The 19,870-nt window shown below is 64.7% G+C and carries 17 protein-coding genes; 13 read left to right on the top strand and 4 right to left on the bottom strand.

All coding sequences use genetic code 11. The annotated features are described in order from the left end of the window. Positions 1–31: 31 nt before the first annotated feature. From WGH93_RS04075 to ettA, 6 genes are all read left to right on the top strand, one after another. The gene (locus tag WGH93_RS04075) at positions 32–514 is read left to right on the top strand and encodes a glutathione peroxidase (RefSeq protein WP_374763583.1); all 483 of its coding nucleotides are present in this window, start codon (positions 32–34) and stop codon (positions 512–514) included. A gap of 45 nt (positions 515–559) precedes the next feature. Continuing rightward, a complete protein-coding gene (locus tag WGH93_RS04080; RefSeq protein ID WP_374763584.1) occupies positions 560–1,927 on the top strand; it encodes a sodium-dependent transporter in 1,368 nt (455 codons plus the stop codon). A gap of 61 nt (positions 1,928–1,988) precedes the next feature. Further along, on the top strand, positions 1,989–2,975 hold the full coding sequence (locus tag WGH93_RS04085; protein ID WP_374763585.1) for an alpha/beta fold hydrolase: 987 nt from the start codon (positions 1,989–1,991) through the stop codon (positions 2,973–2,975). 161 nt (positions 2,976–3,136) lie between these two features. Then, positions 3,137–3,817 carry a glutathione S-transferase family protein gene (locus WGH93_RS04090; RefSeq protein WP_374763586.1) on the top strand — a complete coding sequence of 227 codons (681 nt, stop codon included), beginning with the start codon at positions 3,137–3,139 and terminating at the stop codon, positions 3,815–3,817. Next, positions 3,814–4,230, top strand: a complete 417-nt coding sequence (locus WGH93_RS04095) for a GFA family protein (protein ID WP_374763587.1) — start codon at positions 3,814–3,816, stop codon at positions 4,228–4,230. Before WGH93_RS04090 ends, WGH93_RS04095 begins: the two co-directional genes overlap by 4 nt. Positions 4,231–4,723: 493 nt before the next feature. Continuing rightward, the gene (ettA, locus tag WGH93_RS04100) at positions 4,724–6,394 is read left to right on the top strand and encodes an energy-dependent translational throttle protein EttA (RefSeq protein WP_374763588.1); all 1,671 of its coding nucleotides are present in this window, start codon (positions 4,724–4,726) and stop codon (positions 6,392–6,394) included. Positions 6,395–6,528: 134 nt separating this feature from the next. Here the strand turns inward: ettA and WGH93_RS04105 are convergent, their stop codons facing one another. Together WGH93_RS04105 and WGH93_RS04110 are read right to left on the bottom strand one after the other, a co-directional pair. Further along, entirely contained in the window at positions 6,529–7,329 is an 801-nt protein-coding gene (locus WGH93_RS04105) for a glycine betaine ABC transporter substrate-binding protein (protein WP_374763589.1), read from the bottom strand. A gap of 195 nt (positions 7,330–7,524) precedes the next feature. Continuing rightward, positions 7,525–9,291, bottom strand: a complete 1,767-nt coding sequence (locus tag WGH93_RS04110) for a glycoside hydrolase family 32 protein (RefSeq protein ID WP_374763590.1) — start codon at positions 9,289–9,291, stop codon at positions 7,525–7,527. Positions 9,292–9,491: 200 nt separating this feature from the next. On the opposite strand from WGH93_RS04110, the gene WGH93_RS04115 reads away from it, so the two are divergent. Beyond that, complete coding sequence (locus WGH93_RS04115; protein ID WP_374763591.1) at positions 9,492–11,522, top strand: ATP-binding protein; 2,031 nt, start codon at positions 9,492–9,494, stop codon at positions 11,520–11,522. 78 nt (positions 11,523–11,600) lie between these two features. On the opposite strand, the gene WGH93_RS04120 is transcribed toward WGH93_RS04115, so the two are convergent. Both WGH93_RS04120 and WGH93_RS04125 read right to left on the bottom strand, forming a co-directional pair. Then, positions 11,601–12,458: a substrate-binding periplasmic protein gene (locus WGH93_RS04120; protein WP_374763592.1), complete on the bottom strand. Its 858-nt coding sequence runs from the start codon at positions 12,456–12,458 to the stop codon at positions 11,601–11,603. A 99-nt stretch (positions 12,459–12,557) separates the two neighbouring features. Further along, a complete protein-coding gene (locus WGH93_RS04125; protein WP_374763593.1) occupies positions 12,558–13,373 on the bottom strand; it encodes a DUF2189 domain-containing protein in 816 nt (271 codons plus the stop codon). A 222-nt stretch (positions 13,374–13,595) separates the two neighbouring features. Between WGH93_RS04125 and WGH93_RS04130 the strand changes: the two genes are divergently transcribed. The 6 genes from WGH93_RS04130 (at position 13,596) to WGH93_RS04155 (ending at position 19,866) form a co-directional block, all read left to right on the top strand. Next, positions 13,596–14,552, top strand: a complete 957-nt coding sequence (locus WGH93_RS04130; RefSeq protein ID WP_374763594.1) for a lactate/malate family dehydrogenase — start codon at positions 13,596–13,598, stop codon at positions 14,550–14,552. A 143-nt stretch (positions 14,553–14,695) separates the two neighbouring features. Next, the gene (locus WGH93_RS04135; RefSeq protein ID WP_374763595.1) at positions 14,696–15,850 is read left to right on the top strand and encodes a M23 family metallopeptidase; all 1,155 of its coding nucleotides are present in this window, start codon (positions 14,696–14,698) and stop codon (positions 15,848–15,850) included. A 46-nt stretch (positions 15,851–15,896) separates the two neighbouring features. Continuing rightward, positions 15,897–16,838: a bile acid:sodium symporter family protein gene (locus tag WGH93_RS04140; protein ID WP_374763596.1), complete on the top strand. Its 942-nt coding sequence runs from the start codon at positions 15,897–15,899 to the stop codon at positions 16,836–16,838. A gap of 73 nt (positions 16,839–16,911) precedes the next feature. After that, a complete protein-coding gene (locus tag WGH93_RS04145; RefSeq protein ID WP_374763597.1) occupies positions 16,912–18,702 on the top strand; it encodes an N-acyl-D-amino-acid deacylase family protein in 1,791 nt (596 codons plus the stop codon). Further along, positions 18,703–19,500, top strand: coding sequence for a TSUP family transporter (locus WGH93_RS04150; RefSeq protein WP_374763598.1), 798 nt, complete (start codon positions 18,703–18,705; stop codon positions 19,498–19,500). It begins immediately after the preceding gene. A gap of 54 nt (positions 19,501–19,554) precedes the next feature. Then, a complete protein-coding gene (locus WGH93_RS04155; protein WP_374763599.1) occupies positions 19,555–19,866 on the top strand; it encodes an STAS domain-containing protein in 312 nt (103 codons plus the stop codon). Positions 19,867–19,870: the final 4 nt, after the last annotated feature.

Here is a 19,870-nt window from a genome sequence, read left to right on the forward strand (position 1 = left end):
CCGGGCGGCCCCGTTATGATGGGGAATGACCATGACCGGCCTGCACGATTTCACCTGCACCACCCTTGGCGGCGATACATGCCCGCTGGCGTCCTATAAGGGCAAGGTGGTGCTGGTGGTGAACACGGCCTCCAAATGCGGGTTCACGCCGCAATATGAAGGGCTGGAAGCGCTGTATCAGCGCTATGGGGACAGGGGGTTCACGGTGCTGGGTTTTCCGTGCAACCAGTTCCGCAATCAGGAACCGGGTGCCAGCGACGATATCGCCAGCTTCTGCCAGGTGAATTACGGGGTCAGCTTTCCCATGTTTGCCAAGGTGGACGTGAAAGGGCCGGGGGCGGACCCGCTGTTCCGGCATCTGACCAGTGAAAAGCCCGGCGTGCTGGGCAGCAAACGCATAAAGTGGAACTTCACCAAATTCCTGGTGGATCAGGACGGGCGCGTGGTCAAGCGCTTCGGCCCCAGTGTGAAGCCGGATCGGATCGCCCCCCATATTGAAGCCCTGTTGAACTGACCCTGCCAACCCGGCGCCTGTCGCCCCGCCTGACCGGAGACCGTGATGAGTAACCGGCCCCTGCCGCATTTCACCACCCGTTTGGCGTTCATGCTCGTTACAGCCGGGGCCGCCGTCGGGCTGGGCAATGTGTGGGGCTTTACCTATGTGGCGGGAAAGAACGGCGGCGGCGGCTTTGTCCTGATCTATCTGCTGGCCATGGCGTTTGTGGCCTTGCCGGTTTTCATGGCGGAATTGCTGTTGGGCCGTCTAGGACAGGCGAGCCCGCCCACCGCGCTTGCCCGGCTGGGGCGGGGGGCGGGAAGCCGCCTGCCCTGGGGGCTGCCGGGCTGGGTCGGGCTGGTGGCGACCATTCTGATCCTGAGCTTTTATACGGTGATCGCGGGACAGGCGCTCTATTACACACTGCTGGCCCCGTTTGGAACCTTCGCCGGAGTGGACGACGCGGCCATCGCCGCGCTGGATCGGGATTTCAAGAGCGGCGCGGGCCAGCCGCTGCTGTGGGGCGGCCTGTTCATGGCGCTCACCGGTCTGGTGGTCTCCGCCGATATCCGCTCCGGGCTGGAGCGGACGGGGAAATGGCTCATGCCGGTGCTGTTCGTCATGCTGCTGGCCATGGTGATCTATGCCGCCCTGATCGGCGACTTTCCGGCGGCGCTGGATTTTCTGTTCGGCTTCCACCGGCTGGATTTCAGCCCGCGTTTGCTGTTGGAAGCGGTGGGGCAGGCTTTCTTCTCCCTGTCCGTCGGAGTGGGGGGCATCATGATGTACGGCGCCTATATGGGCGACGATGTGCGGCTGCCCCGCGCCGTATTGTGGATCGTGCTGATGGATGTGGGCGTGGCGCTGCTGGCGGGGCTGGCTATTTTTCCGCTGGTTTTCGCCAGCTCGGTGGACCCGGCAGCCGGGCCGGGGCTGGTGTTCCAGACCCTGCCCATGATCTTCGCCGATCTGCCCATGGGATCGCTGGCGGCCTTTGTTTTCTTTCTGTTGCTGACCTTTGCCGCCATCACCTCGGCCATGTCGATTCTGGCGCCCAGCGTGGCCCGGCTGGAGGAGGCGGGCTGGCCCCGGCGCCGGGCCGCCTGGCTGATGACCGGCATCACCTTTGCGCTGTCCAGCCTGACGGCGCTGTCGCTCAGTGATTGGCGCGGGGTGTATCCGCTGGCCTTTCTGGGGCTGGACGGCATGACCTTCTTCGCGCTGATCCGTGAAGGGGTGAACAATGTGGTGTTGCCGCTGGGCGGGCTGTCCTTTGCGCTGATGGCGGGCTTCGGCCTGTCCCGGTCACGGGTGCTGGCGGGGCTGCCAATGCGGGATGGAAGCCTTTTCCGGGTGTGGTATGCTTGCCTGCGCTGGCTGGTGCCGGTTGCCGTGGGCGCCCTGTTTCTGACAGCCTTTCTGGGCCATTGAATGCCCCATTGATCATCCGCCCTCGGCGCGGATCATGCCATCAGCCTGACAGGAGACGCCGATGAACCGTAAGCTGCATATCGATCTGGATGATGTCCGGCTGGCCGTCGTCCGTGACGGCCCCGCCGTGGACGAGACAGACAAGCCGCTTGTGCTGTTCCTGCACGGTTTCCCTGAACTGGCCCATAGCTGGCGCCACCAGATCGCGGCCCTGGCGGCGGCGGGCTATCCCGTGATGGCGCCGGACCAGCGGGGTTATGGCGATTCCGACAAGCCCGCCGGTGTGGATGACTATGCCATGTCCCGTCTGGTGGGTGATGTGACCGGCCTGCTGGATCATGCGGGCGTGGAAAAGGCCGTGGTGGTGGGCCATGACTGGGGCGCGCTGGTGCTGTGGGCGCTGCCTTTTTACGCGCCGGAACGGCTGCTGGGGTGCGCGGGCCTGAACGTGCCCCTGATGCCCGTTTTTGACCGGGACCCGATCCCGGTCTTCCGCCGGACCTTCGGGGATGACATGTATATCGTCCGCTTTCAGGAAGAGGGCGCCGCCGAACCCCTGCTGGAGCGGGACGTGGACGCCACCTTCCGGTTTTTCATGCGCAGGCCGTCGGCGGAGCGGGACGAGCCGCAACCCGGCGCTGGCGCCGCCGCCAGCCTGGATCTGCTGGGGCAGTTGGAAAAGGGGTCGGACCATTGGGGCGGTGAACCGCTGCTGGACGATGCGGAACGGGCCATCTATGTGCGCGCTTTCGAGCGGGGCGGCTTCACCGCGCCGCTGCACTGGTATCGCAATATGAGCGCCAATCAGCGGGATCTGATGCGCTTTACCGATGAGGACGGCAAGCTGCCTTTTGTCAATCTGCCCGCCCTGCAAATCATGACAGAGCTGGACCGTGCCTGCCCGCCCCAACTGGCGGACGGGATGGAAACCCGGATCGGGCCGCTGGAATACCATCTGCTTCAGCAGTGCGGCCACTGGACCCAGCAGGAACAACCCGAGGCGGTGAACCGCTTGCTGTTGGACTGGCTGGGCCGCCATTTCGCATGACGCCCCTTCGTCTGTTACCATGCCGGGGGTCATGCCCCCCGTGTCTTGCACCGCGTGAATAGGGGCCATTCAATCCGTGCCGCCATGAGGGCTTGATCGGGGCGACAAAGGCCCCCATGCTGCCTTCAGACAGAAAGTGGCAGAGGCGAAGGAGGGGACCCATGCAGCTTTGCGGCGTCAGCATGTCACCGTTTTTTGAACGGGTGATGATCGGGCTCGACATCAAGGGCGCGATCAACGATGTGGATTATCCCGGCGTGCCGGGCGGGTTCAAATCGGCGGATCATCTGGAAACCAATCCCAGCGGCAAGATTCCTTATCTGATCCGCACGGACGGTAAGTCCATGGGGGAAAGCCAGGTCATTCTGGAATATCTGGATCAGAAACTGGAAGGGCCGAAGCTGGTGCCCGCCAGCCCCGAAGTGGCCGCCGACGCCAAGGTGGTCTGCCGGGTATTCGATGACGAGGTGATGCCCGCCATGTGGCCGTTCCTGAAGTCATTGAACTGGGGCATCACGGACGAGGATGCCATCCGCACGGCGAAAGAGGAAAGATTGCCTCGCGGGCTGGACTGTCTGGAATTCTATATGGGTGAGGGCAAGCGCGCCGTGAGCGATGAATGGACGGTGGCGGACTGTGCGCTTATCCCGTTCGTGTTTCAGGCGCAGAATTTCCTGTCCCGGTTCGAGATCACCGATCTGGGCAACCGGCCAAAGCTGAATGCCTGGATGGAGCGGGTGTCGGAGACGGATATCTTCGAGCGGTCCATGCAGCGCATCCGCACGTCCATCAAGGAGGTGATGGCGGCCCGCAAGGCGGGGGAGGTCTCCAAGACCGCATGACCGAACCGGTGTCTTATACAGGCGCCTGCCTGTGCGGCGCCGTTCAGATTTCCGCCGCGGCGGACCCGCTGTGGGTGGGGCATTGCCATTGCCCCACCTGTCGCCGTGCCACGGGGGCGGCCTTTACCACATTTGCCCGGTTCGATCGGGCGATGGTGCGCTTTTCAGGCCGGGAGGTGGATGTGTTCCGCCCCAGCCCGGATGCGGCCCGCCTGTTCTGCTCCAAGTGCGGCAGCCCGGTGGCGCTGAAGAATGAGCGCGTGCCCAACCTGATCAATGTCCAGATCGGGGTTCTGGATCAGGCGGCGGACCTGGTACCCGAAGAGCATACCTATGTGAAGACCCGCCTTCCGTGGGTGGATATGAACGCCGACCTCCCATCCTGCCAGCTCTTCCCCGGCATGAAAGCCTGACACCTTTCCACCCGCACCGGCGCCACTTCCACCGCTACCCCGCACACACGGACCCATCCGACGGGCGCGACCGCGCCCCGCGGCAAGTGCCGCGCCCTCGCGGAGCGCGCGCGCCAGCGCGCTAGCGTGAGCGGAAACAAATCTCTACCGCCATCCCGCCACTGCGCGGGATGAGCGGAGGCCACGACCGTGGCCCGCCGCCAGTGCGGCGCCCATTTGGAGCCGCGCGCAAAGCGCGCTGGCGTGAAATCAAACAAACCGCGCCCCACCCGCCCCGGCGTTGTCTCTACCGCCATCCCGCCACTGCGCGGGATGAGCGGAGGCCACGACCGTGGCCCGCCGCCAGTGCGGCGCCCATTTGGAGCCGCGCGCAAAGCGCGCTGGCGTGAAATCAAACAAATTCAAGCGCCCCGCAGGGGCGCTTGTATCCCCACCGCACTTGCGCTAGGAACAGGGCCAATCGCACACTCTGTCCGTATGGGAAAGGGAGCCAATGGCATCCTATCAATATGCTTTTCACATGCAGAACCTGTCCAAGACCTATCCGGGGGGCAAGCAGGTTCTCAACGATATTACGCTGAATTTTCTGCCTGATGCCAAGATCGCCGTGATCGGCCATAACGGGGCGGGGAAATCCACGCTCATGCGGATCATGGCGGGTCAGGACACGGACTATACCGGCGAAGCCTGGGCGGCAAAGGGCGTCCGCGTGGGGTATCTGCCGCAGGAACCTGAGCTGGACCCGAACAAGGACGTGCTCGGCAATGTGATGGAGGGCCTGAAGGACATGCAGGCCAAGCTGGATGAGTTCAACGACGTGGCGATGCGGTTCGCCGAAGACCCGGACAACCCGGATCACGGCGTTCGCATGGCCGAGCTTCAGGAAGAGATCGACGCGGCGGACGCCTGGGACCTGCAATCGCAGGCCGAAGTGGCGATGGATGCGCTGCGCTGCCCGCCCAGCGACTGGGGCGTAGAGGGGCTGTCAGGCGGTGAGAAGCGCCGCGTGGCGCTGTGCCGCCTGCTGCTGGAAAAGCCGGAAATTCTGCTGCTGGACGAACCCACCAACCATCTGGACGCGGAAACCGTGGGTTGGCTGGAAAAATTCCTTCAGGAATACAAGGGCTGTGTCATTCTGGTTACCCACGACCGCTATTTTCTGGACAATGTGGTGGGCTGGGTGCTGGAGCTGGACCGGGGCCGCAGCATTCCGTTTGAGGGCAATTACTCCGCCTGGCTGGAAATGAAGACCAAGCGGATGGCGCAGGAGGAACGCGCGGACAAGGCCCGCGAAAAAGCGCTGAACGCCGAGCTTGAGTGGATTCGCCAGAGCCCGAAGGCCCGGCAGGCCAAGTCCAAGGCGCGGATCAAGGCCTATGACGAACTGGTCAATGAAACCCGTGAAAAAGCGGCGGGCACCGCCCAGATCAAGATTCCACCGCCCGCGCGGCTTGGCGGCAAGGTGATCGAGGCGGAGGGCCTGACCAAGGCGTTTGACGGCAAGCTGCTGTTCGAGGGGCTGGATTTCTCGCTGCCCCCCGGCGGTATTGTGGGTGTGATCGGCCCCAACGGCGCGGGCAAGACCACGCTGTTCCGCATGATCACCGGCCAGGAAACGCCGGATGCGGGCACCATTACCCTGGGCGACACGGTGGAACTGGGCTATGTGGACCAGAGCCGGGACGCGCTGGACCCGAACAAGACCGTTTGGGAAGAGGTCTCCGGCGGCGAGGACATCTTCTATTTCGGCAAGCAGGAAGTGGCCACGCGGGCCTATGTGGGCGCTTTCAATTTCAAGGGCGGTGACCAGCAGAAAAAGGTGGGCCTGCTGTCCGGCGGGGAACGCAACCGGGTGCATCTGGCGCGGATGCTGAAAAACGGCGGCAATGTGCTGCTGCTGGACGAACCTACCAACGATCTGGATGTGGAAACCCTGTCCGCCCTGGAAGAGGCGCTGGAAAACTTCGCCGGTTGCGCGGTGGTGATCAGCCACGACCGTTTCTTCCTGGACCGGATCGCCACCCATATCATGGCGTTCGAGGGCGACAGCCATGTGGAATGGTTCGAGGGCAATTTCCAGGCCTATGAAGAGGACAAGCGCAAGCGCCTCGGCCACGACGCGGACCAGCCCAAGCGCATCAAATACCGCAAGTTTTCGCGCTGACGGGCGTTTGCCACAATCATTGAAAAAGGCCGGGCCGTTCGTGACCCGGCCTTTTTTCGACGGGGGACGCGATCGTCAGCTCTGGCGGTTTTCAGTGATCTTCAGTGATCTTCAGCGGCTTTCCATGAAGTCGCTCACCACTTCATGGGGTCCTTGCGGCCTTGCCTCAACATCTGGTTCAGCCGGTCCAGCGGGATGGTCAGGTCACGGATCAGGGCAGCCACGCCCCCATGCTCTGCCTCGAAGCCGTTCCGGGCCAGGGCATGGACCCGCTCGGCGCCGCCGAAAATGCCCTTTGGATCGTCCAGAAAGCGCATGTCGAATTCCCCGACGGACCAATGCGGTGTCCAGGCGAAGGCAGCGAACCAGCGGGTGCGGAAAAAGCGCTGGGTCAGGTTGCGTTCGTAATAGATTTCGTTCACCGGCTGCACTTTCAGGCCGTTCAGGCCATAGGCGGTGACCGCTTCCCGCGCCAGCCGGGTGATGCCGCTGGTCTCCCCGATGGACAGAAGGCGCCCGTCGATCCGGTTCCGAAAGGCGGATTTGGACAGGTCGCCCACCGTGGCGATTTCGTCCCGCGGCACATAATAGGGCACGGCAACGCCAAGCCGACCACCGGTAAAGACCGGGCCCAGATCCTCGACGGCGTTGGCATATTGCGCCAGATAGTCCTTGTGGGTCGTGGGTTGCCAGCTATCCAGGATCAGGTCTATATCGCCCGCCGCCAGCGCGGCATATTGCCGGTCAATGGGCATTTGTCGTATGCGGACGCGCTCGTCCGTTTCTGATTCGACCAGAGCCTTGGCGATATGGGTGACAAGGCGGGCTTCCGCCCAGTCCGCATGGGCGAAGGTTTGGGGCGTATCCTGCGCCGTGGCAGCCTGCAACGGCATACATGAAAGACAGAGGGCGAACACAAGTCGCAAAACCGGCATGGGTGTCCCCTTATCATGGCTGGATGGCGTGCCGAGATCGTGCGCAAGCCTAGCCCAGACTAGGCGGAAACCGCAAAAATACCAGTCTTGGCCGGTATATTTCCCTTTTAACGTGTGTAAATGCGCGCTGAAAATGCGAATCGCCCATGCCCGGCATTCGGGGATGGCCGCTCGACCCTATGGGACTCGCCGCGCTCAGGCCAGTGGATAAGCGGTCACGTCGCCCGGCGCGGTCAGACGGGCGGGGCCGGTCTCGGTGGCCAGCCGAAGGGTGAGAACGGCCTCGCCGTCCCCGGCGAAGAGCTCCAGCAGATTGTGGTCCAGAAACAGGCGTGCCGAGCCGGTGGGCAGGCGGCGGGCCAGTGTTTCATGGCCGTCTTCCAGTATGGCGAGGGTCTCGCCGGACCAGTTCAGCCGGGTCTGATGCCCGTCTTTGGCGGTGATGTGCACATCAAGGGGCGTTTCCGCCAGGGTCATGACACATTCGATCGCGGTGAAAGCCGATATGTCCGTGCCGCTTTCCAGCCCCGTGATCTCGGACTGGCGCAAATCCGCCAGCCCGGCCAGGGGTTGGCTGATGATGTGGCCGTTCGCGCCCAGCGACAGCCTGCGCGGCAGGGTCTGGCAACTGGCCAGCGGGCGCCCGTGATCCTCAAACGCCCAGTTGTGTGCCCAGGCCATGCACAGCGCCTCGCCATCGCCCCGGTCATTATCCCGCTGCATGATGGATGCGGCATAGAAATGCGGCCCCAGGTCCAGCTTCTGGTGTGTTTCCTCGGTGAAGCGGCGCCCGTCAAAGGTGCCCACAAAGGCCACCACGGGCCAGCCATCGCCCGCCACCATGCCCGCCGCGGTGCGGGACGGTTCGTCGTTCAGGCACATGGACAGCACCAGCACCCATTTGTCCCCCAGCGGGAAGAAGGCGGGGCATTCGGCGGGGTGCGCGCTCCAGGCGTCGCTTTCCCACAGAATGCCGGCATAGGACCAGCGCAGCAGATCCGGCGACTGATAGAGATAGACCATGCGATGGGCGCCGTGCTGGCCGCCGATCAGGCATTTCCAGCGCCCGTCCGGCCCCTTGAACACCCATGGGTCGCGGAAATCCTGCCCCATGTCGGTGGCGGGCAGTCCGGCGATGACCGGCTGTTCCGGCCCGGTGTGCCAGCCATCCTTCAGTTCGGCCCGCACCTGCCATTCATGCATGGCCAGATCCGGGCGGCGGCTGTCCAGATTCTGGTGGCGGGTATAGAAAAGCCACTGGCGCCCGTCCGCGTCCACCACGGCGGAGCCGGAAAAGGCGCCATCCTTGAAGTGGGGCTTTTCCACCACGCCGGCATGGGGGGTCAGGGCCACGGGCAGGTGGCGCCAGTGCAGCATGTCGTCGCTCACCGCATGGCCCCAGTGCATGTTCTGGGCGTGATAGCTGTTGGGGCTGTGCTGATAGAAGACGTGATAGCGCGTGCCGTCGAAAAACAGGCCGTTGGGATCGTTCATCCAGCCCATGGGCGGCGCCAGGTGCAGCGCCCATGGGTTGCCCGGCCCGCGATTGCCGGGGCGGGCGGGCTCACCGTCCAGCATCAGCCATTGCACGCCGTCTTCCAGCACCCGATCCGGCTGAAACAGGCACACGCCGCGCAGCCGCGCCATGCCCGGCCCGCTGAGCGTGAAGCTGCCGCCGTGTTCGGCTGGCAGGTCGATGCTGAGTCGGCGAAAGCTGGGCGACGTGGTGGCGACGGGCAGAGTAACCGGCTGGCAGGGCTGCCCGTCGGCGCTGTTGTCCGGTGTCAGATACAGGCTGCAATCGTTTTCATCCCCGGCGTTGAAAGATGGGGATGAGGGCGCGAGATACCACAGTTCCAGCCGCCGCGGCGCCTCTTCGGTGGCGGCGGAACCCGGCGCCGCTGTGGGCGCGGAGATCGTCGGCGCGGGGATCGTCAGGCGGGTACAGCGGTACTCAGTCATGCGGGCGGCTCCCCGACGGGGTTGAAGGCGGCTTTGTTCGCACCGGATAGACAAAACCGCGCCCTAATGCAAGTCGGGGCTGGACAGGGCGCTTCGCCGCGCAAATACTGGATACTCAATGTCCGGTTGTCATGGGGCCGGGTTGTCGCGCCGTCCGGGACCATACAGGGTCATGGAACGAACCGTACCAAAGGGGCCATATGTCGGAAAGCCTGCCGCCGATCGTGTCCGCCTTGCTGAACGCCCTGCCCGGCGCGGTGGCGGTGTTCGATATCGCGATGCGTTATTGTGACTGCAATGACAAGTGGATCGAACAGAATGGCTGGCGCACGAAGGATGACGTGATCGGCCAGAGCCATTACGATCTGCTGCCCGACCTGCCGGAACGCTGGCGGGAAACGCACCGCCGGGCGCTGAATGGGGAAACGCTCAAATCCGACATTGACCGCTTTGACCGGGCGGACGGCACCATGCAGCATCTGAGCTGGTATGTGAGCCCATGGCACCAGAGCGACGGCACCATTGGCGGGGTGATCATGGCTTTTCAGCACCGCCATGACGCCGTGGCGGAACTGGAGCGGGAGCGCAAGAACAGGGAGCGCCTTCAATTCGCCCTGGAAGGCGCGCGCGATGGGCTGTTCGATCATGATGTGCCCAGCAATGATGCCTATTACTCGCCCCGCTGGATGACCATGCTGGGCTACAGCCCGGACGAACTGCCCCAGAACGCGGATACTTTCTGGTCGCTGATGCACCCGGATGACCGGGATCGGGTGGCCGGGGATGTGAACACCTGGCTGGCCAGGGGCAGCGACGATGTGCTCGCCTTTGATGTTCGGCTGCGCTGCAAGGACGGCAGTTATCGCTGGATCATGTCTCGCGGTGTGGCGGTGGTCCGCAATGCCGACGGGGACCCGGTGCGCATTGTCGGCACCCATACGGATGTGACGGATCGCAAGTCGCTGGAACAGGCGCTATCCGATGCCCGCCGGGCGGCGGAGAATGCCAACCACGCCAAGTCCGCCTTTCTGGCCAATATGAGCCATGAAATCCGCACGCCGCTTAACGGTATTCTGGGCATGGCCGATCTGCTGGATGAAATGAGCCTGTCGGAAGAAGCGCGGGACAATGTGGCCGTGATTCGGCGCTCCGGTCGGGCATTGCTGGATGTGATCAATGACATTCTCGATCTGTCGCGGCTCGAATCCGGTCGGCTGACCCTGAATGCCCGGCCCTTTTCCCTGCGTGATCTGGTGGCCAGTGTATGCAGCCTGCTGTCTCCGATGGCCAATGAAAAGGGGCTCGACCTGACCCATGACATCGACTCCGCCGTGCCGGATCGGCTGTCCGGGGATGCCACCCGGCTGCGACAGATACTGGTCAATCTGCTGGGCAATGCGGTGAAATTCACCGAGTCCGGCTGGGTGCGGCTGAAGGTTGGCCGGGACCATGATGGCCTGATCCGCTTCGTGGTGGCGGACAGTGGCCCCGGCATTGCCGAGGATGTGCAGCGCACCCTGTTTTCCCGCTTCACACAGGGTGATACCACCCGCAACCGGCGCCATCAGGGGGCGGGGCTTGGGCTTGCCATCGTCAAGCAGCTCTCGGACCTGATGAATGGCGGCGCGGACCTGCGATCCGCTGAGGGTGTCGGCACCGAGGTGACCGTCCGCCTGCCGCTGAATGTGGCCGAAGCCGGGCAGGTGGCCGCCAGCGCCGCGGAGTATGAAGCCGCCGCCCCGGTCAGCGGTACGCTGGACGGGCTGGACGTGCTGGTGGCGGAAGACAATGAAGTGAACCGCCACTTGTGCGCCCGGCTCTTGTTTAATGTGAACATCACGCCACGCTTTGCCGCCAATGGCCACGAAGCGGTGGCGGCCCATCAGCACCAACCGGCGGACCTGATTCTGATGGACATTCAGATGCCCGGCATGGACGGCGTGGAAGCCACGCGCTGTATCAGGTCCGTCGCGGGTGCGGTGGGGCAGGTGCCCATTGTAGCGCTGACGGCCAATGCCCTGAACGGGCAGCGGATGGAATATCTTGAAGCGGGCATGAATGATGTGGTCACCAAGCCCATTGATCGGGGGGCGCTCTATGTCGCCATGGCGCGGGCAACAGGCCGGGCGGCACCGGAAAACCGGCCCGGTCCCGCCACCGGGCACGCGCCGCTGAGCGGGCGGGCCGAAGCGGCGCTCGATTCCCTGCTGCGGGACGAAGCGGGCCGCTGATGCTGTGATGCCGCGCGGTTCCTGGCGGGGTTGCGGGGCGACGGCGCCGATCAAGGGGCCTTGAACGTGGGTTCGCCGCTATTGATCGCTTTCCTCGATGGTGATTTCGGCGCTGGGGGGCAGGGCGGATTTCAGCATCTCCACCAGCATCGCGGGGGCCTGCCTGCTGATCGCCAGATACAGCGCCCGGCTGTGGCCAAGGTCAAAATGAATCTGGAAATCCGACATGCTGTGGCCCAGTTTCTTCATCTGAAGGCGCATCATGGCCGGATCGGTGACGAAATAATCAATGCGATGGTTCAGGGCGAGCTTGAGATAGGTTTGCCTGCCATGTTCATGAATGATGAAAATCTGCTTCTCCGGCAGGCCCCTTTGGCGCAGCAGCTTGCATTGCACGGACCCACGGGAACAGCCCACCCGTGCCGATCGCCCAATCAGGTCGTCAATGCTTTTCAGCGCCGGTTGGCCGCGCAGGCTGGCGACGCTGGCGCGTTCCACCATCAGCCGGGTAAGCCAGTAAAAAGCCTGTTCGCGCTCCGGCGTGCGGGTCAGGGGGAAAATCAGGGTTTCAGGGTGGTTTTCCAGTCGGGTCATGGCCCGGTGCCATGGCATCAGGCGGATGTCCGGGGTAAAGCCCGATTCTGTCAATGTTTTGCGCACCTGGCGCACCAGATGACCTTCCGGTGCGCCCCCTGTGCCCCGGCGGGCGAGCGGGGGAAGGACCGGCCCCACCACTGAAAGCGCCCGTGGGTGCGGTGATGTGTTTTCCGCCATGCGGGGCGAAGCCCCGGCGTTTGCCGCCAATGCGGCGCCCGTTACGGCCTGCGCCGTGAAGCCGAGACACAGCACCGCCAGGCCGAAACGCCGGATCAGGCGCGCCAGCCGAAAAGCGCGGCCATGGCATTTTCCGGTCATGAAGGCATTATCCGACCGCATGGGTCCACACTCTCCATTCCACAAAACAAAGACCCGTTACGGTAGGGTAAAGGCTTATTCAGATAAACCGGATTTATCGGCGGCGGTGGAGAGCGCCCCTCAGAAGCTGACCGCCCGGCGATACAGATGCCAGGTGGCATGTCCCAGAATGGGCAGCACGGCGGTCAGCCCGAAGAAGAGCGGAATACTGCCCGCCATCAGCGCGGCGGTGACGAACAGGCCCCACTTGGCCATGACGCGCTTGTTCTTGCGGCATACGGACATGGATGTGGTCAAAGCCGTGGCCGTTCCCACATCCCGGTCCACCAGCATGGGCACGGAAAGCGCGCCGATCGCCAGAACCAGAAGGGCGAACAGGAAGCCCACCAGATTGCCCACCACGATCATGGCCCAGCCAGCCGGTGTGGTGAAGACGGCGCCGAGAAAGGCGCTTACGCTGTCGGCCCCCACCGACCCGATGGTCGCCTTGGCAATGAACAGGGCGGCGATCAGCCAACTGGTGAAAATCACCAGCAGAACACCCCCCACAGCCGCGACGGAGCGCACCGTGTGCCCTTTCAGCCGGGTGATTACGCCGGGGCCAATGGGCTCCCCGGTTTCGCGGCGGCGGCTGATTTCGTAGAATGCGGTGGCGGCCACCGGCCCTACCAGCACGAAGCCCGCCGCCAGAGGAAAAATCAGGGTGAGCGTGTCATAGCCCAGGGCGAAGCGCGTCATGATCAGGGCCACTACCGGATAGAGCAGGCCCAGAACCACGGCGAAACTGGGCGAGGCGCGAAAATCCGCCAGCCCCGCGGCAAAGGCATCGCGCAGGTCTTTTTCGTTCAGTGTGTTGATGATGCTTGGTTTTTCGCGCCGCTGGCGTTCGCTTTCGGCAGTGGTTACGCTGTCGGTATCAAGGGTTCGTTCGGCCATGGGGTCCTCCGTGTAAAAACCGGAAATTGCCCGGCCGGCCGCTTGTCATGGGCCACGCGGCCCAGTGGGCCGGTCGGTGCCGTCGGTCCCGCCGACGTTAACGAAAAGTGTATTCCAGATGTGACAATTTGTCACCCACCCTTCAAGGGGCGCTGGAAGAAACACCTCTTTGGGGGCGGCTGCGAGCGCCCGGCAGAAAGACGGACACGGAAGGGAAATGGTATGAAAATCGGCTTTGTGGGATGCGGTCAGGTGGGTGCCACCGCAGCCTATGCCTGTGCGCTGGGGGGTGTGGGCAGCGATCTGGTGCTGGTGGATCGGGACATGGCGCTTGCCCGCGCCCAGGCGGAGGACATTCTTCACGCCACGCCCTTTGCCCATGCGCTGCGCGTGTATCACGGCGACATGGCGGCACTGGCCGGGGCGGATATCGTGGTGATCGCGGCGGGCGTGGCCCAGAAGCCGGGTGAATCCCGTCTCGATCTGCTCAGGCGCAATGGGGAGGTGTTCGCCGGGATCATCCCGGCCATTCTTGAAGCAGCCCCCGAAGCGCGTCTGATCGTGGCCACCAATCCGGTGGATGTGATGACCCATCTGGCGGCCCGCTTCGCCGGGGAAGGGGCGGACGGCCCGGTGCATCGCGTGATCGGCACGGGCACCATTCTGGATACCGCGCGTTTCCGCACCCTGCTGGGGGATTATCTGGGTGTGTCCAGCCATTCGGTGCACGCCTATGTGCTGGGGGAACATGGCGATTCCGAGGTGCTGCACTGGTCCGGTGCCACGGTGGGTACCCGCGCGCTGGATGCCGTGGCCGCGGAACTGGGGCGGCCACTGGATGGCGGTGTGCGCGCCCGCATCGATTCCGGCGTGCGGGAAGCCGCCGGGCGCATGATAGAAGGCAAGGGGGCCACCTGGTTCGGCATCGGCGCCGGCATCGCCCGCATGGCGGAACTGATCCGGGATGACGAGCGGGCGGTGCTGACCTGCTGCACCCCGGTGAGCGGCAGCCTGATCGGCATGGCGCCGGATCAGGCCGTCACCCTGTCGCTGCCGCATGTGTTGGCCAGGGAGGGCGTGGTGGCCACCCTGTCGCCCAGCCTGAACGAGGGTGAGCGCGCGGCGCTGGTCCACAGTGCCGAAGTGCTGCTGGAAGCGATAGAGGCGCTGGATTTCTGAGGTCTTTCGCCGAAGCGCGACTCATCCCTGTCATTGCCCCCTTGCGCTGGATAAGAACAGCTTGCAAGGATGGAGGGTGAAGCGCCCGGCCAGGCACGGTGGTCCGGCAAGGCGGCCCGGCACAAAGGGGGGAGAGTCGCGGAATGAGCGATACAACGCATGAGGGCGTCCGGCAGGGCGGCAAGAGCATCCTCGGCCCGGTCAGTGGTGGCCTTGCCCTGATCGCACTGATGGCATCGGTGCTGATTACGGTGCCGGGCCGGGCGCAGGACCTGTCCGGGGCGCCCGCGCTGGCCGTTCCGATCGATTGCCCGGTGGGCCGCGCCGGGGAGACTGAGTGCCTGATTCATGCCTTTGTGGACCATGACCTGTCTTCTGATGTGGCCGACCATCGCTGTCAGGCCCGCACCTATAATGCCGTGCAGAAACGCGGGCGCGGCCATCAGGGGGTGGATATGGGCGTGTTGGACTGGACCGCCTGGACACGGGACATCCCCATTCTGGCGGCGGCGGACGGCGTGGTGGGGGGCCGCCGGGACGGCATGGCGGATGCCCGCAACACAAAGGGTTCCCTGAAGGACGAGGTGCGCCAGCGCGCCTGTGGCAACAGCGTGCGGATCGAGCATGGCAATGGCTGGCATACCCAGTATTGCCACATGAAGCGCGGGTCGGTGCGTGTGGCCGCCGGGGAGGACGTGAAGCGCGGTCAGGTGATCGGCATGATGGGGTCCAGCGGTATGTCGTCTTATCCCCATCTGCATTTTCAGGTGATGACGCGCAAGGGCGGCGAGCTGTTGCCGGTGGACCCCTATAGCGGCACCTTCAACACCCGCGCCTGCGGGGAGCGCCAGCGCCCCCTGTGGACCGATGAGGCGGCCAAGGCGCTGCCCTATGCGGCGGCGGATATTCTCAAGCTGGGGTTTACCACCAAGCGGCCTGATTTTACCGATCTGGCGCTGGAAGACCGGGCCATGTCGGTGATCGATATATCCGGTCGTGCCCCGGTTTATGCCTTTGTACTGCACAGCGGCGTGCCCAGGGGCGGGGCGGTGCGATTGAAGGTCACCGCGCCCGATGATGGCCGCGTGGTCCTGAGCGGCACCCGCGCTGTGGAGTCCGTAAGCCTGCGCGGCTGGGCCGGGGCGGCGCTGACCGGCGCCCGGCGGTTCCGGGCGCTGAGCGACAGGCAGGGAAGGTGGCCGGAAGGGGTTTTCACATTGACCGCCAGCCTGGTGGATGCCGATGGAAACGATCTGTTCAGCCGGAAGGCAACGGTGCGCCTGACGCGGGCGCAATGACGGTCCCGGCCAGCCGTTTCAGGCGCGCCCTGATGGCGGGCCGGGCATGACGGCGGTGGATGCCGGCAAGGCCGATCCCGCCACGCTGGACGGGGCGGTGATCACGCTGGACCCGCTGATGCAGGCGGGACTGGCGCTGGTGCTGGCCTTTCTGATGCTGTCGGTGGCGCTGGGCCTGAAACCGGGCCATTTCCGGTTCATCCGCACGGCGCCCACCCGCATCGTAAAAGGGGCGCTGGTGCAGATCGTCGGACTTCCCCTTGTGACCATGGCGCTGATTCTGGTGCTCGATCCGGCGCCGAGCATAGCCCTTGGCATGGTGATCGTGGCCAGTTGCCCCGGCGGCAATATTTCCAATCTGCTGACCGTGCTGGCGCGCGGCGATGCCGCCTATTCCGTGGCGCTTACGGCGCTGACCAGCGTGCTGGCCGTGGTGCTGGTACCCGCCAGCATCCTGTTCTGGACCGGCCTGTACCCGCCCACCGCCGCATTGGTGGACAGCATCCATCTGGACGGCGCCGCTTTTCTGGCGCGCACCGCCTTCACGCTTGGGCTGCCGCTGGCGCTGGGCATCTGGCTTGCCGCCACCCGCCCGGTACTGGCGGCGCGGCTCAGGCGGCTGTTCACGCCGCTGGCGCTGGCGACCCTGCTGCTGGTCATTGTGGCGGGGCTGGCGAGCCATGCCCCCTTGCTTAGCCGCTTTTCCGGCGTCATCATTCCGCTGGTGGTGGTCCATAACGGGCTTGCCTTTGCCCTGGGGGCGGTGAGCGGCTGGCTTCTCTTCCGCGCGAGGGAAACGCGCCGGGCGCTTACCTTCGAGGTGGGAATCCAGAATTCTGGGCTGGGGCTGGTGATCCTGCTGGATCAGTTCGCCGGGCTGGGCGGCGCGGCCCTGACGGTGGCGGTCTGGGGTATCTGGCACATGATCGGGGGGCTAATAGTGGCCGCCCTGATGCGCGGTCGGGATCGTCTGGCCCATCGGCCATGACGGACGACGCGGGATGCGCAGCATCCAGACCATCGGGCCGGGGGAGGCTCTTAACGGGAGGGAGACAGCAGACATGCCGGATTTCGACATGATCATCCGCGGCGGGCGCGTGGTGGATGGCAGCGGCGCCGAGCCCTTTGCCGCCGATGTGGCCATCCGCGGCGGGCGCATTGCATCGGTGGGCCGGGTGGATGGAACCGCCAGCGAAATGCTGGATGCCGACGGCGCGCTGGTCACGCCCGGCTTTATCGACATCCACACCCATTATGACGGCCAGGTAAGCTGGGACCCGGTTCTGGCGCCCAGCGTGCAGCACGGCGTGACCACGGTGGTGATGGGCAGTTGCGGCGTGGGCTTTGCCCCTTGCCGGGCGACGGATCGGGACCGGCTGATACGCCTGATGGAAGGGGTGGAGGATATCCCCGGCGTGGCGCTGAGCGAAGGCATCACCTGGGACTGGGAAAGCCTGGAAGACTATATGGATGCCATCGATGTGCCCCACGCCATCGATTTCGCCGTTCAGGTAACGCACGATCCCTTGCGCGTTTATGTGATGGGGGACCGGGCAGAAGCCGGGGAGCCCGCCCGCGATGACGATATCGCGGCCATGCGCGATCTGACCCGGCGCGCGCTGGAGGCGGGGGCCATCGGCTTCACCACTGGCCGCACCGACCTGCACCGCACGGCGGACGGGGAATGGACCCCGGCGAGCGAGGCCACCGGGGCGGAGCTGGCCGGCATCGCCCGCGCCTTCGAGGGGCTGGATCACGGCGTTCTTCAGGCGGTGAACGATTTCGACCTGGAGCGTGACGACCCGGATGCCTTTGCGCGGGAGTTCGCCATACTGGAATCCTTCGCCCGTGCGGGCGGCGGGCGGCCCTTTTCGCTGTCGCTGATGCAGCGGGATTTCGCTCCCGGACAGTGGCGGCGGATCATTGAAGAGGCCGAGCGCCTGAAGGCTGACGGGGTGGATATGCACTTGCAGACGGCGCCGCGCGGCATTGGCGTGATTCTGGGCCTGCAATGCACCTTTCACCCCTTTATCGGCTTTCCGAGCTACAAGGCGATCGCCCATCTGCCGCTGGCCGAGCGGGTGGCCGCCATGAAAGATCCGGCCTTCAAGAAGCGGTTGCTCCTGGAGACCTCCGAGAAAATGGCCGGGGACGGCAGCGCCATCCCCCCTTTGGCGGACAAGCTGCTGGCCACCATCGATTTTGTCAGTTGCAAGCTGTTCAAGCTGGGTGACCCGCCGGACTATGAGCAATCGGTGGACAACAGCGTTTATAAAATGGCCGAACGCGCCGGTGTCAGCCCGCTTGAGATGATCTATGACATCCTGCTGGAAGACGAGGGGCGCGCCTTTCTTTATTTCCCGATTTATAATTATACCGACCTGAATTATCAGGCGGTCCATGAGATGATGACCCACCCGCAGGCGATCATGGGCCTGTCCGATGGCGGGGCGCATGTGGGAACCATCTGTGACGCCAGCTTCCCTACCTATCTTCTGGCCCACTGGACGAAACCGCGCAGCGATGGCCGCACCATCGCCGTGGAGCAGGCGGTGCACATGCTGACCGGCAAGCAGGCCGCCTATCTTGGCCTGACGGATCGGGGCCTGATCCGCGAGGGCATGAAGGCGGACATCAATGTGATCGCACCGCAGGCGCTGCGCCTGCATCCGCCGCGCATGGTGCAGGACCTGCCCGCCGGGGGGCAGCGCCTGTTGCAGGCGGCCACGGGTTATCGGGCCATGCTGGTTTCCGGCAAGGTGGTGGTGCGCGACGATCGTGTGACAGACGCCCGCCCCGGTCGCCTGGTACGGGCCGGGCCACGGGGCGCGGGCCGGATGGCGGCGGAATAGGTGGCGGACGCGGCCTTTTTCCAGCCGGTGGCCGATGTGCTGGACCGCTTGATGGCCGAGGGCATCGCCACCCTTCTGGCCATGCTGGGGGCGATCTTTCTGGCGGCGGTGCTGCGCGCCTTTACCGGCTTTGGCTTCGCGCTTGGGGCGTTGCCGGTTCTGGGCGCGGTGTTGCAACCGGGCACGGCGGTATCGGTGGTGGTTCTGCTGACCCTGCTGGTCAGCCTGACCACGCTCAGGGGCTATTGGGGCCGGGTGCCCGTCGGCCCCATGGCGCCGATTTTGGTGCTGTCATTACTGGGCACGCTGCTGGGGGCACGGCTTCTGGCGCTGATCGACAAGGCCAGCTTTCAGCTTCTGGTGGGCGTGGTGGTGATGCTGTCCAGCCTGTTGCTGATGCGGCAGAGTGTGCATGTGGCCGCGCCCCCGCGCCTTGTGGGGTGGCTGGCGGGGCTGGCCAGTGGCGTGCTCAATGGCGCCGTGGCGGTGCCCGGCCCGCCGGTGATCGTCTATGCCATGGCCCGCTTCCGGGACGCGGCGGACAGCCGGGCCTTTCTGATGGTGTTTTTCCTGTTTTCCAGCGCCGCCGCCGTCATCGCTTTTGCCTTTGGCGGTTATCTGGGGCTTGAGGAGATGTTGCTGGTGGTGGCCGCCTATCCCGCCATGGTGGCGGGCGACAGGCTGGGCTTTTTCCTGTTTTGGCGGTACGGTTCCAGCCTGTACCGGCGCGTGGCGGTGGCCGGATTGTTTCTGATGGGCGCGGCCAGTGTGGCACAGGCGGTCATGGGGGCGGCCTGATCCCTGATGCGCACCGGTCTTATGGCGTCTGGCGACAAGTGGGGGATGGCAGGCATGGAATATCTTCTGGAAGCGACCGATGATGGTGTCAGCGTTACGCTGAACGGGCGCATGACCTTCAACAATCAGGCACAGTGGCGGTCCCTGATGGCGGACCTGACCGAGGCCGGGCCGAAGCGTGTGGTGGTGGATATTAGCGCGGTGGATTTCATGGACAGCACCGGGCTTGGCATGTTGCTCAAGCTGCGGTCCTCCGCCCGCAAGGAAGGGTGGGATCTGACCGTGCGTCGCGCGCGGGACGGCCAGGTGGCGCGGTTGATCGACCTGTCCCAGTTCGGCGACCTGCTGCCGTTCGAGGAGGTCTAGCGTC

Source organism: Yunchengibacter salinarum, from assembly GCF_037658235.1.
Classification (GTDB): Bacteria; Pseudomonadota; Alphaproteobacteria; order Sphingomonadales; family Kordiimonadaceae; genus Yunchengibacter; species Yunchengibacter salinarum.